This window comes from Caballeronia pedi, assembly GCF_001544915.2.
In the GTDB taxonomy this organism is placed as follows: Bacteria; Pseudomonadota; Gammaproteobacteria; order Burkholderiales; family Burkholderiaceae; genus Caballeronia; species Caballeronia pedi.
This window is the reverse complement of sequence record NZ_FCOE02000046.1, coordinates 27,308-42,577: the sequence shown is the minus strand read 5'-3', so window position 1 is coordinate 42,577 and position 15,270 is coordinate 27,308. Positions and strand designations below refer to the sequence as shown.

Genomic DNA, 15,270 nt, shown 5'->3' with positions numbered 1-15,270 from the left:
AGAAAGGCGTGAATTTTGTCGGGTGACGAATCCTCCGTTCGGCAAATTCATCAGTAATCCTGATTTCATAGGCGGCGGCGTTCAGATGCCTGCGCGCTTCCGGTCCATCCAGTCGAGCATCTCGTAGCCCGCCACCGCCAGCGGGACGAACCATGGAAAGTCGCCATACGGCGGAAAGGCCTTGAACGGTGAGGTTTCGAAGAGCGTCGGCGTGGCGCGAACGCCGAGCATCCTTTCCGCGGCGAGCCGCCCGACGTAGGGCATAATCGCCGCGCCGCTGCCGTTGCAGCCGACGGCGTAGTAAATCCCGTCGACGGAGCCGATCTGCTGCAAATGGCTCGACGTCATCGCCACGTTTCCCGTCCAGCAATGCGAGATCTTCGTGGCGGCGAGCTGTGGGAAAACCTGGCAAAGAAAGCCATGCAGCGTCGTCGCCGCCTCTTCGACCGGTACCGGCATGGCCGCCGGACGCGCGCCGAAGAGAATCCGCTCGCCTGAGGGCGAAGGCCGGAAGTACCACAGGTTGCGTTTGCTGTCGGAATACATGCGCCTGTTCGGCATCACGCGCGCCATGAGCCCGGCCGACAGTGGTTCCGTCGCGATGATGTACGACGCCGCCGGCGCGATGCGCCGCTTGAGATAGCCGAACGCGCCGTCGGTATAGCCGTTGGTCGCGAACAGCACGTGCCGCGCCGATACTGTGCCGCGGGCGGTGCGCACGTCGAAACGGCCGCGCGTTCGCGCCACATTGCTGACACGCACATGCGACGCGGCCAGTCCGCCGGCGGCGAGAAAGCGGTTGGCCAGGGCGCGCCCGAATTTCGAAGGATGGATGCCGCCGAACTCTTCGACGACCATACCGCCGAAGTAGAAGTCCGACCCGATCTCCCGATGCAACTCGCTGCGCGCCAGCACGCGCGCGGAAACGCCGGCGCGCGCGCGCAGCACGCGTGCATGCTCGTCGAAGCGCGCGGCGTCGGAAGGCACGGAGGCCAGAAAAAGTCGTCCGCACTGCTGGAAATCGAAGTCGAGCTTTTCATCGACGGCGAGGCCTTTCACATAATCGAACGCTTCCGCATGCAGCAGGCTCACCGCGTCGACCTTTTCCTCGCTGAAGCTCTTTGACGCACCGTTGAGCAGGAACTTCTGTCCGCTCGACAGCATCGCGCCGCTGCGCGAACTTGCGAGTCCGCCGATCGGGCCCGCGTCCACGACGAGCACCGTCTGTCCCAGTTCGAGGCATCGCAGGCCCGCCGACAACCCGCAAAAGCCCGAACCGACGATGACCACGTCGACTTGCGGCGGCAGCTCGATCCGGTGAGTGAATGGCGCCGCCTCTTCCCACCAGAACGGCTGGGCCTTGAAATCCGAGGTCAGGATATTTCCCGTCATGTTCATGAGTGTCTTGTGATGTGTGCACGGCTTCCCGCTTCGGGTCCGCCGCTGGCTTTGCTCTCTGCCAAGCACGAACCGAAACCATTTGCAAACTGTCAACACTTGACGTAGTGTTGACGAAAGCATCGTGCGACGACTATTTTCACGTGTCAACACAGATTTAGCTGCGTAGTTACCCGTACATCGAGCATGTTGACAGCGGCTTTTCCTTCACATAAAACTGTCAACACTTAGTGTTTTATTAAACATCAGATCAAATTCATCGAGATGCCAACCGACATTTCCACCGTCGAGACCCTCGACATCCGCCCCGCCACCGATGCCGATTTCGCGCTGCTCGCGCGGATGAATCGCGAGTTGATCGAGGATGAAGGTCATCGCAATCCGATGACCATTGCGCAACTCGAAGCGCGCTTCCGGCGCTTCGTGAGCGAGGACGGTTACAGCGTCGACCTGCTGTTGCTGGACGGCGAAATCGCCGGCTACACGACGCACCGCTACGAGCCGGACAACGCCGAACCGAGGGGCCGGCGCGTCTTCGTGCGGCAGTTCTATATCGCGCGCGGCAAACGCGGCGGCGGGCTTGGCCGCCGGGCGCTGGAACGCCTGATTCACACGCGCTTCGCCGAGGGCGACCGCGTTTTTCTCGATGTGATGGAAACGAATCCTGGCGGCAAGGCGTTCTGGGCGCGCACCGGCTTCACGCCCTATTCCACGACGATGGAACGCGTGGTCCGCAAGTCCTGAACGCTTCGGCGGATCGTTTTCGGAGACCGGCGCGGCTGTCGTCTTTCGTCGCTGCGAGCGGCGCCATCTGACTCATTCCTTTTCAACCACAATGGGGAGCACAGTTGTCCATGTCGAATACTCAGGGCGTCAAGGACGCCACCCGGATCGGTCGCAGCTCGGTGGCGAAAGCGCCGGAATTCCAGGAACTCTATGACTTCGACGCAGCCGCGAAAACGCTCGTCGACGCCACGTTCCCGTACGAAAGCGACATTCATCATGCGCACGTGGTGATGCTCGCCGAATGCGACATCATCAAGCGCGACGAAGCGGCCCAGATTCTGCGCGGTCTCGAAGCCGTCGACGCGCAGGCGAAGGAAAATCCGTCGCTGCGGACCTATCTTCCGTACGAAGCCGCGTTGAAGAAGGCGGTCGGCGCGGTCGGCGGCAAGATGCACCTCGGGCGCAGTCGCAACGACCTGGCCAATGCCGTCAAGCGCATGTTCCTGCGCGATCAGTTGAACCGCGTGATCGAAGCGGTGATCGCGCTGCGCGCGAGCGTGGTCGCCAAGGCGGCCGATCATCTCGACACCGTGATGGTGGTGTACACGCAGCGCAAGGAAGCGCAGCCGATCACGCTCGGCCACTATCTGATGGCGTATGCCGAAAGCCTCGGCAAGAGTCTGGACCGCTACGAACAACTTTATGCGCGCATCAACCAGTGCCCTCTCGGCGCGGCGGCGACCGCCGGCACCGGCTGGCCGCTCGATCGCGAACGCACTTCCGCGCTGCTCGGCTTCGATTCGCTCGTCGTGAATACGATCGAGGGCGTGGCGGGTTGGGACCACATCGCGGAGTTCGCGGCGGACAACGCCATCTATATGAGCAGCCTGAGCCGTCTCGCGTCCGAGATCCAGTTATGGAGCACCGACGAATATCGCAGCGCCGAACTCGATCCGGCCTTTGCTGGCACCAGCAGCATCATGCCGCAGAAGAAGAATCCGGATTCGCTCGAACGCACGCGCCAGGCCGCGTTCGCGACGATGGGTCCGCTCGTCGCGATTCTGACGTCGCTCAATGGAATCGAGTATCAGTACAGCGCCGCGCGTGTCGGGCTGGAGCCGCGTTCGATCGACGGCATGATCGCCGCCACGCATGCGATGACGGGCGTCGTGCGCACGCTGCAGCCGAACGCCGCGCAAATGCTGCGCTACGCCGCCGAAAACTTCGCGACGATGACCGACCTGACCGACATGCTCGTGCGCAAGACCGGCCTCGACTATCGCGAGGCGCACGAAGTGATCGCGCGAGTCGTGAACGCCGCGCTCGATCAGGGTAAGAAAGCGAACGTGATCGATCTCGATCTGGTGCAGGATGCGGCGCGCGCGCAACTCGGCCACACGCTCGATATCTCCGCAACCGACGTGCGCGACGCGCTCGATCCGGTGCAGAACGTGGCGCGGCGCAACGGCATCGGCGGTCCGGCTCCGGTTGCCGTGCAACGCACGATCGACACCGCACAGCGCGAACTCGACGAGCAGCGCGCATGCTACGACACGCGCATGCGCAAGCTCGCCGATGCATCGCGCGAACGGGCGCGCGCCGTTGCCTCGATGACGGCGGGCTCATAAGCAAAAACGGGCGGATGCATCTTCATGCATCCGCCCGCGTGACGGTTTCCTGAAACGTTAGATCTTCTCGTGCGGCTCGATCAGATGTTCCATTATCGTTCCATAAGGCGTGAAGCCGGTGCGCAGCCAGAACACCTTGCCGCCGGGATTGTTCTCGATCACCTCGAGGAAAATACGCTCGCCCGGCTGGAAACGCGCGCGCACCAGTTCGTCGAAGGCGACATGCCCCGCGCCGCCGCGCCGCCGGTGACGCACGATATAGAACTGACGCAGATAGACGTGCCGCCCGCCCGGTTCCGCCGGGTCCGGCTCGTAGCGATGCGTCGCGTAGCCGATCACTTCGTCGTCGAGCATGAACAGGTCGACGTTCCAGCCTTCCTGATCGACGAAGCGCCTGAAGCGCTCTTCGAGTTGCGCAACCGTCATCGGGTTGCGATGGCCTTCGTCGTCGGCGAGTTCGCGGTTCATGCGCGCAAGCAGACCCAGGTCCTCGCGCTGATGCGCGCGCACCTTGATGCGGCCGCTCAGCGAAGTGCTGATATGCACCTCTTCGGCCGCCTCACGTTCGGCCACGGGCACGACCACGCTGTCGCCGTGCGGCCCGAGATACTGCAACACTTCGTCGCGCTCGTCATTGATGTGCCGGCGCACGCTGCTGACAGCGCGGTCGAGACCGCGCGAACGGATATCGTCGAGAATCGTGGCATGGCTCTTCGCCGCGGCCCTCAGGCGAGCCTGCTCCGGATTCATCAACAAATGCACGAGGCGCAGTTCGGACGCGAGCTTGATGAAGGTATCAGTGATGCGGTCGTTGTGACCCGCCTGGCAGATAGCCGTGTGAAACGCGACATCCGCCTCGATCATGCGGCTCTTCGCATTGGCCAGCGCGGCGGTCTCGGTTTCGTGCATCGCGCGCTCGATTGCGGCGAGATCGGCCGAGGTCGCATGGCGGATCGCATCGGCGACGGCGGAGCTTTCGAGCAACGAGCGCAACGCGTAGATATCGGAGACTTCTTTCTGATTCAGCGAGCGTACGAACGAGCCGCGAAACGGCTGCGAGTCCAGCAGGCCCGCTTCCTGAAGTTGCCGCACCGCCTCTCGGACAGGCCCGCGGCTCACGCCAAGCCGACGTGCGATCTCGACTTCGTTGAGCTTGTCGCCGGGCTTGAGCTCGCCTTCGAGAATGATTTGAGAAATCTCGCGCGTCACCGTATCCACCAGTGGACGCCTCTTCGACGCTTCGGGCTTCGATTCGTCGATAGCCACCGGCGACAGGTATCGGTTCATTCGTTCTTCTCCAGATCGATGACCCATGATAGCAAGTGTCAACACATTCGGCAATGTAAGTGTTGACACTTGACAATTGGCAGCTTAGATTGAAGTCATGCTCGACGTGACCATCGAGTGTGTCGAACACGCTGAAGCCGAACAAGAACATCGCAGCCGACTGATCTTGTTTTGCATGCCTCATTATTACTAGAGAGACAGCATGACCGGTACTTTCTTCGACTGGCATTATCTGTGGGACGCAACACCGCTTCTTCTGACCGGACTGCGCCTGACCGTCGTACTCGCGTGCGCCTGTATCGCGGCTTCCATCGCGATCGGTTATATCGGCGTAACCATATTGTTCCTCGAAGTCCCCGTGTTGCGCCGGCTGGTTCGCGGCTATATCGCCCTGTTTCGCAGCACGCCGTTGCTCGTGCAGATCTTCTTCTTTTATTTCGGACTGCCTGAGATTGGCGTGCGCGTGGATGCGTTGACGTCGGGCATCATCGTGTTGTCGCTCTGGGGCGGCGCCTATCAACTCGAAAACCTGCGCGGCGCGGTCGATTCGCTGCCGCGGCGGCTCATCGAAGCGGCCCGTTCGCTGGGTCTTCATCCGCTGCGCACGTATTGCTTCATCATCCTGCCCGTGGCCACGCGCACCGTCGTCCCGGCGATGATGAACACGGCCGTCTCGACCACCAAGAATTCGGCGCTGCTGACCGCGATCGGCGTGCCTGAACTCACCTATGTAGCGATGGACAACATCGCCAACAGCGCACGCGGGCTGGAAAACTTCTTCGCTCTCTTCGTCGGCTATCTGATCATCGTGGCGGTGATGTCGTGCATGTCCAGCCTCGTCGAGGCGCGGCTCGGACGGGGGTTTGCACGATGAGTCTGCATCTGATCACGGACAACGCCGGGTTCTTCCTGCACGCGGCACGCCTGTCCGCCTTCATCTTCCTCATGAGCGTGCTGTGCTCGACGGTCATCTCGCTCGGGTTCGGCGGCATCGCCACGTCGCAGATCGGCTTCCTGCGCGTCGGCGCGCGCGCCATCATCGAATTCTTTCGCGACGTGCCGCTGATCGTCAGCGTGTTCTTCGTGTTCTTCGGCGCGCCGATGTTCGGGCTGCAGCTCGGTCCGGTCGAGGCGACCATCGTGAGCCTATCGCTCTGGGGCGGCGCGAACGGCGCGGAGATCGTACGCGGCGGCATCTGCGCGGTGCCGCGCCATCAACTGGAGAGCTGCCGGGCGCTCGGCGTGCGCGGCATCGACGCGTTCTTCTTCATCGTCGTGCCGCAGGCGATCCGGCCAGTCATTCCGGCCTATGCCGGGCTATGCACGATCCTGTTGCAGTCGACCTCGCTCGGCGCATTGATCGGCGCCACCGAACTGCTGAAGGGCGCGCAGATCGTCATCGAACGGTCCGCGTACTTTCATGGCGGCATGCCGGGCATCACCGTCTACACGTTCATTCTGCTCGTCTACCTCGCGGCGGGCACACTGCTGATGCGTGGCACGCGCAAGCTCGAGAAGGTCTTCGGCGCGCCGGTGCGACGCTCGTGATCCATCCGATTGATTCGACTATCTGGAGTGTTTCATCATGCCCGAAACAAAGGAAGCGCCGATCATCGAGACGCGGGCGCTGCGCAAATCCTACGGCGAACTCGAAGTGCTGCGCGGGGTCGATCTGAGCGTGCAGGCGGGCGAACGCATCGTCGTGATGGGATCGAGCGGCTCGGGCAAAAGCACGTTCATCCGCTGCCTGAACGGGCTCGAAAAGATCGCGGGCGGCTCGATCGTCTACAAGGGCCGCGACATCACGAGCCTGAGCGAGAAAGCGTGGCGCGACGTGCGCCGCAACATGGGCATGGTCTTTCAGGACTATTCGCTGTTCCCGCATTTCACGGTGCTGCGCAACCTGTGCTTCGCGCCCGTGCGTGAAAAGGTGCTGTCGTGTGAAGACGCCGATACACGCGCCCGCGCGCTGCTCAAGCGCGTGGGTCTCTACGACAAGGCCGACGCCTACCCGGCCCAGCTTTCCGGCGGACAGCAGCAGCGCATCGCAATCGTCCGTTCGATGATGATGCAGCCGGACGTGATGCTGTTCGACGAGCCCACGTCTGCGCTCGATCCCGAGACCGTCAGCGAAGTGCTCGCGATCATCGACGACCTGACCGCCGACGGACTGACATCGATCGTCGTCACACACGAAACCGGCTTCGCGCGGCGTTGCGCGGACCGCATCGTTTTCATGGATCAGGGGACGGTGCTGGAATCGTCTCCGCCGGATGTGTTTTTCGACCGTCCGGCGACGGAGCGCGCGCGCCGCTTCGTCGCCAATCACAAATGAAGACACGACGAGATTCGCGGGCAACGCAAGGAGCTTCACGATGAAGACCGCATCGACAAGAAAGACTTTGGCAGTCGCGGCGCTCGTATTCGGCATGGCGGCGTTTTCGCGCACGTCCTTCGCTGCCGACGCCGCGCTTCCCGAGACCCTGAGCCACGCGGGCCAGCTCAATGTCGGCGTCAAGTGCGACGCCCCGCCCGCCGCTTTCCTGAATGCCCAGGGAAAGCCGGAAGGCATCGACGTCGACTTCGCGCGCTACATCGCGAAGAACGCGTTCGGCGATCCCGGCAAGGCCGTTTTCACCTGTGTCACCTCGGCCACCCGCATGCAGATGCTGATCAGCGGCAAGGTCGATCTGGTGATCGCCACCATGTCGCCGACCGACGAGCGCAAACGCGTGGTCGACTTCGCCGACTCCACCAACTGGGGCGCGTCGGGCGTGCTGGTGCGGCGCGGCGAGCAGTACAACAAACTCGAAGACTTCAACGGCAAGACCCTTCTTTCGATGAAGGGCGGATGGCAGGCGCAGTACGTGCGCAAGAACTATCCGGACATTCATCTCGTGTTGCTCGACAGCATGAACGACGCCATCACGGCGCTGCAGCAGCACCGCGCCGATGGTCTGACCGAAGACGTCAAGGCGCTGCTTCCCGCCGTGGCTCGCGATCCCGACATGCAGCTCTCGAACGTCTCGTTCGGCATCAGTTGGGGCGCGCCGGCGGTGCGGCGTGGCGACGACGGCTTGCGGAACTACGTCAACAGGATGATCGCGCAGGCCAGGCAGGACGGCACTTTCGAGCAGGCCGTGAAGAAATTCACCTCGGGACGGCTTCAGGAGGCCGTGTTGAACGGCTATCTCACCGCGCCGCCCGATGGAAGCTCCAGTGTCAACACGGTGCTGCGCTGATCTCGTCTCGGCTTTATCGATAAATCGTGGAGAACGCATGGTATGAGCATGATCGAGCTAAGCAATCCTTTTACCGGCGAACGGGTGTTTTCCGCGGCATCGGAAAGCCTGGACGATGTTCATGAAATGATCACGCGCGTGCGCGCGGCCGCCCGAATGTGGGCGACATGCCCGCCTGCGCAACGAGCCGGCCAGTTGCGCCGCGCGCTCGATTATTTTCGCGGTCACAAGGACGAGATTGCCCGCGACGTCACGCGCGAGATGGGCAAGCCGCTCAGCGCGGCGGCGGCGGAGATCGACTACATGATCGAGCGCGCCGAGTTCATGTGCCGTTTCGCGGAGGACGGCGCCCTCGCCCCGCACGATCTTGCGCGTTATCACACGGACGACTTCGCCGGGCGCATCGAGTTCGTTCCGAAAGGCGTGGTCTATATCATCACGCCGTGGAATTACCCGCTGTTCTGCGCCATCAACGGCACGATGTGCGCGTTGCTCGCCGGCAGCGGTGTCGTGCTCAAGCACACGACGACGCCATCCGTCGGCCGGCATTTCGAGCGGGCGTTCGGCGAGCTCGGCGGCATCGGGCCGTTGCTCGTCAACGTGACGGTGGACTACGACGTGTCGGCGCGGATCATCGAAGAAGCCGATATCGATCATGTCGTGTTCACCGGTTCCGTGCAGGGCGGCCGCGCGATCCAGACGAGCGTGGCGCGTCGCGCGAACCAGCCGGTGCGCAAGCCCTTCATCGGCTCGTCGCTCGAGCTGGGCAGCAATGACGCGGCCTATATCGCGGAAGATGCCGATGTGGACAGCGCGGTGGAATGGACCGTGCGAATCGGACGGCTGCATAACTCGGGGCAATCGTGCTGCGCGGTGAAGCGCGTGTTCGTTCACGAGAGCTTGCACGACAGGTTCGTCGGAGCCGCCGCGCGCATCATGCGCGAGCAGCGCTCGGGCGACCCGATGCACCCGGACACAACGCTCGGCCCGTTGTTCGGCGGCGAACGCGCGGTTCACGCGCTCAAGAACATGATCGACGACGCGCTGGAAAAAGGCGCGACCGCCATCGCAGGCGGTGTGACGGAGCGCATCGGCAACGCGCTCTTTCTGTCGCCGACGCTGCTCGCCGGCGTCACGACCGAAATGTCCGTGATGCGCGACGAAACCTTCGGCCCGGTGCTGCCTGTCATGCGCGTCGCTTCCGACGAACACGCGATCGAACTCGTCAACGCGAGCCGCTACGGACTCAGTGCTTCGATCTTCACGCGTTCGAAGGCGCGCGCAGAACGCTTCATCGACGAAGCCGAGACGGGGACGGTATATGTCAACCGATGCAATTTCGTCGATGCGCGACTGGGCTGGATCGGGCACAAGAACTCGGGGAACGGGTCGATCGCGCTGTCGCCGATGGGACTTCGCGCTTATAGCGATCTGCGTTCCGTCAATGTCGATCCGACGCTGTTGGGCTAGACGCTGCGCGCCCTTTTTCCCGGACCGAGGCGCCACGCCGCCACGACCAGCGGCGTCGCCAGAGCGATCCACGACACCCAGCGCCCTGCTCCCTCGCCGCACGCCGCCGATGTCAGGCCGACAAGCGTGCTGACTGCGATCAGCAGAGGCGTGCGCCATATCCTTGTCTGATGCTGGACGGGCTGGCTCATGATCGACCTTCGATATCGACGCCGCGGTCTCTGTTCGACGCAGACGAGAGCTGTCTGCCGCGCCTCCTTTCTGCGCGGCGGCGCGCGAACCAGAGATACAGACCGCCCGCGAGCACCACGATAGTCATCAGATCGAGCATCGCCCAGAGCGCCTTGAAAGGCAACCCGCCGTAGTCGCCGAAATGCAGCGGCCGCGACGCCTCGAGCGCCACGAGATACCACGGCAGCTCGCCGACCGCGCTAACCTGGAGCGTGCGGGCGTCAACGAGCACGGGCGCGAGCACTCTCGAAGTGAGCGGCGTCTCGCCGCGCATGAATACCGTGTAGTGATATCGGCTGCTGAAGAACGACCCCGGATACGCGACGAACGAAGGCGTTCTGCCGGGGACGGCCTTGCGTGCGACTTCAGTGGCCCGCGCGACCGACGCCGGATGCTCGACTGGCGGAAGATCGCGATACGGCTTGATCAACTCGGCGAGCTCCGTCTTCTGCCAGTAGCCGAAAAGCATCGTGTCGAGCGTATTCAGGATCCCTGTCGCGCCCACGACCAACGCCCAGCACAGGGTAGCGATGCCGAGCAGGTTATGCAGGTCGAGCCAGCGGATGCGTCGCCCGCGCTCGTGCCGCACCGTGCCGAACTCGAGCTTGCGCATGAAGCGGCCGTAAATCACGACGCCGGAGACGAGTGCAATGACGAACAGAAGCCCGACCGCGCAGAAGACGAGGCTTCCTGCCGTGCCCATCAGCAAGTCCGTATGCAGCGCGAGCAGAAACGTCATGAAATTGCCGCGTCGCCAATCTCGTTGGCTCCATGCCGCGCCGAGTACCGCGCCGCTATGCTCATCGACGGCGACGAGGCGATTGCCGCGTTTCACGCCAGCGGGCGGCGCAAGATTGACCTTCAGGAGATCCGGCCCGTCGTCGCTCCAGATGACGAACTGCACGCGTTCGCCGGGATAGCGTGCCGCCACATCCGCGACGATGTGATCGAGATCGACGGGCAACGCCTCGCCCGCTTTGGCGACGACGGACCGGACCGGCGCAGCGTCGATCAGCGCGTCGATCTCATCGTGAAAAATGAGCGGCAGGCCGGTCAAGCACAACAGGAGCAGGAACGCCGTACAGATGAGACTGCTCCACGTATGTAGCCGGTGCCAGATGCGCATCGCGTTCACCACTGATAGCGCGCCGTGCCGATGATCGTGCGGCGCGCGCCGTAAAAGCATTTCGTCGCCGTGGCGCACGACGAGACGAAGGTGCGATCCGCGAGGTTGTCCACGTTGAGCGCAAGACGCCAGTGATCGATGTCGTAATGCGCGGCGGCGTCCAGGAGCACGACGCCCGGCACGCTAAAGCTGTCGTTCGCGGCGCCATAGCTCGGGCCGATGTATCGCACGCCCGCGCCGAACCCCAGTCCGTTCAAATGCTCGCCGCGCAACGTGTAGTCGAGCCAGAGCGTCGCCATGTGCGTGGGAATCATCGCGGGGCGCTTGCCTTGCGTGCCGTCGTTGGCAGACGTGACGACATCGTTCAGATACGTGTAGGACGCGATCATCCCGAGGCCGCGCGTGAGTTGCGCGTGGGCTTCCAGTTCGACCCCGCGCACGCGCACTTCGCCCGTCTGAATGCTGAAGAGCGGATTGTCCGGATCGGTGGTAAGCACGTTCTGCTGTTTGATCTGGAACGCGGACGCGGTGAAGAAGCCGTTGAAGCCGTGCGGCTGGTACTTCACGCCGACTTCGTATTGCTCGCCCTTGGTCGGGTTGAACGGATTGCCGGCGACATCGGTGCCGGCCGTCGGCTGGAACGACGTCGAATAGCTCGCGTAAGGCGCAATGCCGTTGTCGAAGAGATAAAGCAGGCCCGCGCGCCATGTGAACGCGTGGCTGGCCTGATCGGTCGATGTGCCCGCCGTGCGGTCGTCGGTATCGGCGGTGGTCCAGTCCTGCCGCACGCCGAGCTGGAGCGCCCATTTTCCGAGCCGCAACTGATCCTGCGCATAGACGCCGAACTGGTTCTGCACCTGATGCGTCAGTTGACTGAGCGCGGGCTGCGTGAACGCCTGATAGTAGACCGGGTTCAGGAAATCGAGCGTCGGCGCGCTGCCGGTGCCCTGCGCCTGATTTTCCGCGAAGCGCTGGTAATCGAAGCCGAACAGCACGGTATGCCGCAGCGGCCCGGTGCCGAATTTCGCTTCGGCCTGGTTGTCGAGCGTCAGCGAATCGCTGTGTTCGACGGTGTGGATCGCGCGCCGGTTGAGCGTATGGCCGTCGGCCTGCAGGCCATTCGAATAGACCGACTCGTAGTCCACGTCCATGTGCATGTAGCGCGCGTTCTGGCGGAAGGTCCAGACATCGTCGAAACGATGCGAGAACGCGTAGCCGAACTGATATTGCGTGCGGTCGAAACGGTCGAAGTCGGGATCGCCGTCGAAGAAGCTCGTCGGAATCTTGCCCGCCGGGTTGTAGAGCACGGTGCCCTGCGCGGGCAGGAAGCCGAAGTAGCCCGCGCGCGGATCGTGCTGATAGTTCGCGAGCAGCGTCAGTTCCGTATCGCGATCGAATCTGAAGGTGGCCGATGGCGAAATCGATATGCGCTGTTCGCGCGCGAAATCGGCCTGCGTATCGCTATCGCGTGCGAGGCCCGTCAGGCGGTAGAGCGCGGCGCCATTCTTGTCGACCGGGCCGCCTACGTCGAACGCGCCCTGCCAGCGGTCGTGATTACCCGCTTCCAACTCGATCTCGTGAAAAGCTTCCTCGGGCGGCCGCTTGCTGGTGAGGCTCAGCATGCCGCCGGGATTGACCTGTCCATAGAGCACCGACGCCGGGCCCTTGATGATCTCCACGCGGTCGAGGTTATACGGATCGATCTGCGGCACGGCGTAGTTGCCGCCGAGAAGGCGCGTGCCGTCGAGATACGAATAGTCGTAGTTCACGCCGCCGCCGAATCCGCGATAGGAGACCGTGTCGTAGCGGCTGCTGCTGCCGCCGCGATATTCCGACATGACGCCCGCCGTATAACGCAACGCTTCGCGCACGCTCTGCACGCCCTGATCGTCCATCTGTCCGCGCGTGACGACCGACACGGATTGCGGTGTCTCGATCAGCGCCGTATCGGTCTTGGAAGCGCCCGTACTGCGATGCGCCACATAGCCATAGACCGCGTCGCCTTCCTGACGCTGGCCTGTCACGACGACCGGCGCGAGTTCCACGCCTTGCGCCTCGCTGGCGTCTGCGTTTTGGGGTTCGGATTTTCGCAGGGCAAGCCGGTAGCCGCCGGAGACATCGCCAACGGCTTCGAGTCCGCTACCGGAGAGAATCGCGTCGAAGCCTGCGTCGAGTCCGACACTGTCGTGCAGCCCCGGACTACGCTTGCCCGCGGTCAGCGCGCTGTCGACCGTCAGCAGAACGCCTGCGGCGCTCGCGTATCGGTTGAGCACCTGATCCAGCGTGCCTGGGGCGATGTCGTAAGGCCGCGCGGCCGGGCTCGCGACGACAGCGGGCGCGGATTGCGCGGTCGCGGCAAGCGGTGCAAGCGCGAGGCAGCCCACCAATATTGGCTTTGGCGTGAAGCGCAAACTCATTCTTTGATTTCCTTTCTCGACCAGTGGATGAACAGTGCTTTCCTGATATCCCGGGCGAGAAAGAGAAAGTGCTACTCGCAGATGCAAATTTTTTTCGGCGCGACCGGCGCGACGCGCTCAGCGCGCGTCTACGGTCACCCAGTAACGCGTCGCATAGCGCGTGCTGACGGGCAGCGCCTGTTCGAGCGCGGCGAGTACACGGTCGGTGTCGGCAAGAGGAAAGACGCCCGACACGCGCAGATTCGCGATCGACGGATCGCAGCGCAGGAAGCCTGTGCGATAGCGGCCGAGTTCCCTCAGGAATGCATCGAGCCGCATCTGCTCGACGATCAGCAGGCCGCGCGTCCAGCCGGTGGCGTCGGCGTTGGCGGGAGAAGGCGCCTCGACCTCGTCGCGCGAAAACGCCGCTTGCTGGCCCGCGTCGATGCGCCGCGCGGACGCCGCATGCATTGGCCGGACCGATACCGCACCCTCGTAGACGGCGACGTACGAGCGCGAATCGCCCTGCCTCACCGTGAAACGCGTCCCGAGCGATTCGACCGCGCCCTGCGCCGTATCGACGATGAACGGTCGATACGCTCGCGACATTTCATGCGCCGTCGCGACATAAATTTCGCCGGCGCGCAGCAGCAAGCGCCGTTCATTCGGTCCAAAGCGCACGTCGAGGGCGGTTCCCGTGTTCAGGGTGAGACGCGTGCCGTCCGCAAGCTGGACGGAGCGTTGTTCGCCCGTCGCCGTGCGATAATCCGCGGTCCAGTTTCGCCACGGGACTGCGTCGCGTGCGGCCCACGCGAGCGCACCGGTTCCGCCCGCGAACAGCAGGGAGCGGAGCACGGCGCGCCGCCCCGCGCGTGCGCGTGCGCCGCGCAGCGCCGGCCCGGCTATTGCGGTTGGCAACGCGCCGAGCCGGTTATCGATCGACTGAACGCGCTGCCACGCCGCCTCATGCGCCGGATCGGCACGCCGCCAGCACGCCAACGCTTCGCGTTCCTTGTCGCCGGCCTCGCCCGACCACAGCGTGACGAGCCACTGGAGCGCTTCATCGAGCACGGCATCGTCGATACGGGGCTGCGCCAGCGCGGGCGACACACGGCCGCTCATTCGCCGAACGCGAGAAGACAGGCGTGCAGCGCCCTGAGCATGTACTTGCGCACGCTCGCGACGGACACGTTCAGACGCGTTGCGATCTCGGAGTAGGTCAGCCCGTCGAAACGCGAGAGCATGAAGGTCTCACGCACCTTCGCGGGCAAGGCGGCGAGCATCGCATCGATTTCGGAGAGCGTTTCGAGCACGATCGCCCTCGCCTCCGCTGACGGCCACTGTTCTTCCGGTATCAACGCAAGCGATTCGCGAAACGCCGCTTCGATCTGCCTTCGTCGATAGAGATCCACGACGAGACCCTTCGCGATCTGCATCAGATAGGCGCGCGAGTCCTCCGGCTCAGGAAGACGCCGCGACGCGATCAGACGAACATAGGTATCGTGGGCGAGATCAGCGGCTTCGAACCCGCAGCCGAGCTTACGCCTCAACCAGCCTTGCAGCCAGGCATGGTGGTTGGCATAGAGATGCTGAACGGTATCCGTGCCTGAAACAGACATGATGGCGCCACTGGCGGAAACTAAAACCGCAGTGTAAATGAGAATTAATCTCATATCCAGCGGATTGTCCCATGCCGGCTCCGCTTCCGCGTTTCACACGCCTCATCGAGACGTGCCGACCGGTTTATCCCCGCTCCTGAAGTCGGA

At 63.4% G+C, this 15,270-nt stretch carries 14 protein-coding genes; 7 read left to right on the top strand and 7 right to left on the bottom strand.

Annotated elements, in window-relative coordinates:
• Positions 1–81 precede the first annotated feature (81 nt).
• Positions 82–1,398 carry an NAD(P)/FAD-dependent oxidoreductase gene (locus AWB80_RS36810; protein ID WP_061179559.1) on the bottom strand — a complete coding sequence of 439 codons (1,317 nt, stop codon included), beginning with the start codon at positions 1,396–1,398 and terminating at the stop codon, positions 82–84.
• Between the two features lie 264 nt (positions 1,399–1,662).
• Between AWB80_RS36810 and AWB80_RS36805 the strand changes: the two genes are divergently transcribed.
• On the top strand, positions 1,663–2,142 hold the full coding sequence (locus AWB80_RS36805) for a GNAT family N-acetyltransferase (RefSeq protein ID WP_061179558.1): 480 nt from the start codon (positions 1,663–1,665) through the stop codon (positions 2,140–2,142).
• Positions 2,143–2,252: 110 nt separating this feature from the next.
• Entirely contained in the window at positions 2,253–3,752 is a 1,500-nt protein-coding gene (argH, locus tag AWB80_RS36800) for an argininosuccinate lyase (RefSeq protein ID WP_061179557.1), read from the top strand.
• A gap of 57 nt (positions 3,753–3,809) precedes the next feature.
• Here argH and AWB80_RS36795 read toward each other — a convergent pair whose 3' ends face one another.
• Positions 3,810–5,039, bottom strand: coding sequence for a GNAT family N-acetyltransferase (locus tag AWB80_RS36795; RefSeq protein WP_160147507.1), 1,230 nt, complete (start codon positions 5,037–5,039; stop codon positions 3,810–3,812).
• A 202-nt stretch (positions 5,040–5,241) separates the two neighbouring features.
• On the opposite strand from AWB80_RS36795, the gene AWB80_RS36790 reads away from it, so the two are divergent.
• From AWB80_RS36790 to AWB80_RS36770, 5 genes are read left to right on the top strand one after another with little or no spacing between them, the layout of a single operon-like run.
• Positions 5,242–5,913, top strand: a complete 672-nt coding sequence (locus AWB80_RS36790) for an amino acid ABC transporter permease (RefSeq protein WP_061179556.1) — start codon at positions 5,242–5,244, stop codon at positions 5,911–5,913.
• Positions 5,910–6,587 carry an amino acid ABC transporter permease gene (locus AWB80_RS36785; RefSeq protein ID WP_061179555.1) on the top strand — a complete coding sequence of 226 codons (678 nt, stop codon included), beginning with the start codon at positions 5,910–5,912 and terminating at the stop codon, positions 6,585–6,587. The genes AWB80_RS36790 and AWB80_RS36785 overlap by 4 nt, the downstream gene beginning before the upstream one ends.
• Positions 6,588–6,624: 37 nt before the next feature.
• Entirely contained in the window at positions 6,625–7,374 is a 750-nt protein-coding gene (locus tag AWB80_RS36780) for an amino acid ABC transporter ATP-binding protein (RefSeq protein ID WP_061179554.1), read from the top strand.
• Between the two features lie 40 nt (positions 7,375–7,414).
• Positions 7,415–8,281, top strand: a complete 867-nt coding sequence (locus AWB80_RS36775) for a transporter substrate-binding domain-containing protein (RefSeq protein WP_061179553.1) — start codon at positions 7,415–7,417, stop codon at positions 8,279–8,281.
• A gap of 42 nt (positions 8,282–8,323) precedes the next feature.
• On the top strand, positions 8,324–9,751 hold the full coding sequence (locus tag AWB80_RS36770) for an aldehyde dehydrogenase family protein (RefSeq protein WP_061179552.1): 1,428 nt from the start codon (positions 8,324–8,326) through the stop codon (positions 9,749–9,751).
• Here the strand turns inward: AWB80_RS36770 and AWB80_RS36765 are convergent.
• From AWB80_RS36765 to AWB80_RS36745, 5 genes are all read right to left on the bottom strand, one after another.
• Positions 9,748–9,942, bottom strand: a complete 195-nt coding sequence (locus AWB80_RS36765; RefSeq protein ID WP_061179551.1) for a hypothetical protein — start codon at positions 9,940–9,942, stop codon at positions 9,748–9,750. The two genes, AWB80_RS36770 and AWB80_RS36765, sit on opposite strands and share 4 nt — an antisense overlap.
• Entirely contained in the window at positions 9,939–11,108 is a 1,170-nt protein-coding gene (locus AWB80_RS36760; protein ID WP_160147506.1) for a PepSY-associated TM helix domain-containing protein, read from the bottom strand. The genes AWB80_RS36765 and AWB80_RS36760 overlap by 4 nt, the downstream gene beginning before the upstream one ends.
• Before the next feature lie 5 nt (positions 11,109–11,113).
• The gene (locus AWB80_RS36755; protein WP_087131877.1) at positions 11,114–13,525 is read right to left on the bottom strand and encodes a TonB-dependent siderophore receptor; all 2,412 of its coding nucleotides are present in this window, start codon (positions 13,523–13,525) and stop codon (positions 11,114–11,116) included.
• A 117-nt stretch (positions 13,526–13,642) separates the two neighbouring features.
• On the bottom strand, positions 13,643–14,626 hold the full coding sequence (locus AWB80_RS36750; RefSeq protein ID WP_061179548.1) for a FecR domain-containing protein: 984 nt from the start codon (positions 14,624–14,626) through the stop codon (positions 13,643–13,645).
• The gene (locus AWB80_RS36745; protein ID WP_061179547.1) at positions 14,623–15,123 is read right to left on the bottom strand and encodes a sigma-70 family RNA polymerase sigma factor; all 501 of its coding nucleotides are present in this window, start codon (positions 15,121–15,123) and stop codon (positions 14,623–14,625) included. Before AWB80_RS36745 ends, AWB80_RS36750 begins: the two co-directional genes overlap by 4 nt.
• Positions 15,124–15,270 lie beyond the last annotated feature (147 nt).

Coding starts and splice junctions, on each gene's coding strand:
- AWB80_RS36790 (WP_061179556.1), top strand. CDS start 5,242: ATGACCGGTACTTTCTTCGACTGGCATTATCTGTGGGACGCAACACCG.
- AWB80_RS36770 (WP_061179552.1), top strand. CDS start 8,324: ATGAGCATGATCGAGCTAAGCAATCCTTTTACCGGCGAACGGGTGTTT.
- AWB80_RS36775 (WP_061179553.1), top strand. CDS start 7,415: ATGAAGACCGCATCGACAAGAAAGACTTTGGCAGTCGCGGCGCTCGTA.
- argH (WP_061179557.1), top strand. CDS start 2,253: ATGTCGAATACTCAGGGCGTCAAGGACGCCACCCGGATCGGTCGCAGC.
- AWB80_RS36810 (WP_061179559.1), bottom strand. CDS start 1,398: ATGAACATGACGGGAAATATCCTGACCTCGGATTTCAAGGCCCAGCCG.
- AWB80_RS36805 (WP_061179558.1), top strand. CDS start 1,663: ATGCCAACCGACATTTCCACCGTCGAGACCCTCGACATCCGCCCCGCC.
- AWB80_RS36755 (WP_087131877.1), bottom strand. CDS start 13,525: ATGAGTTTGCGCTTCACGCCAAAGCCAATATTGGTGGGCTGCCTCGCG.
- AWB80_RS36765 (WP_061179551.1), bottom strand. CDS start 9,942: ATGAGCCAGCCCGTCCAGCATCAGACAAGGATATGGCGCACGCCTCTG.
- AWB80_RS36780 (WP_061179554.1), top strand. CDS start 6,625: ATGCCCGAAACAAAGGAAGCGCCGATCATCGAGACGCGGGCGCTGCGC.
- AWB80_RS36745 (WP_061179547.1), bottom strand. CDS start 15,123: ATGTCTGTTTCAGGCACGGATACCGTTCAGCATCTCTATGCCAACCAC.
- AWB80_RS36795 (WP_160147507.1), bottom strand. CDS start 5,039: ATGAACCGATACCTGTCGCCGGTGGCTATCGACGAATCGAAGCCCGAA.
- AWB80_RS36760 (WP_160147506.1), bottom strand. CDS start 11,108: ATGCGCATCTGGCACCGGCTACATACGTGGAGCAGTCTCATCTGTACG.
- AWB80_RS36750 (WP_061179548.1), bottom strand. CDS start 14,626: ATGAGCGGCCGTGTGTCGCCCGCGCTGGCGCAGCCCCGTATCGACGAT.
- AWB80_RS36785 (WP_061179555.1), top strand. CDS start 5,910: ATGAGTCTGCATCTGATCACGGACAACGCCGGGTTCTTCCTGCACGCG.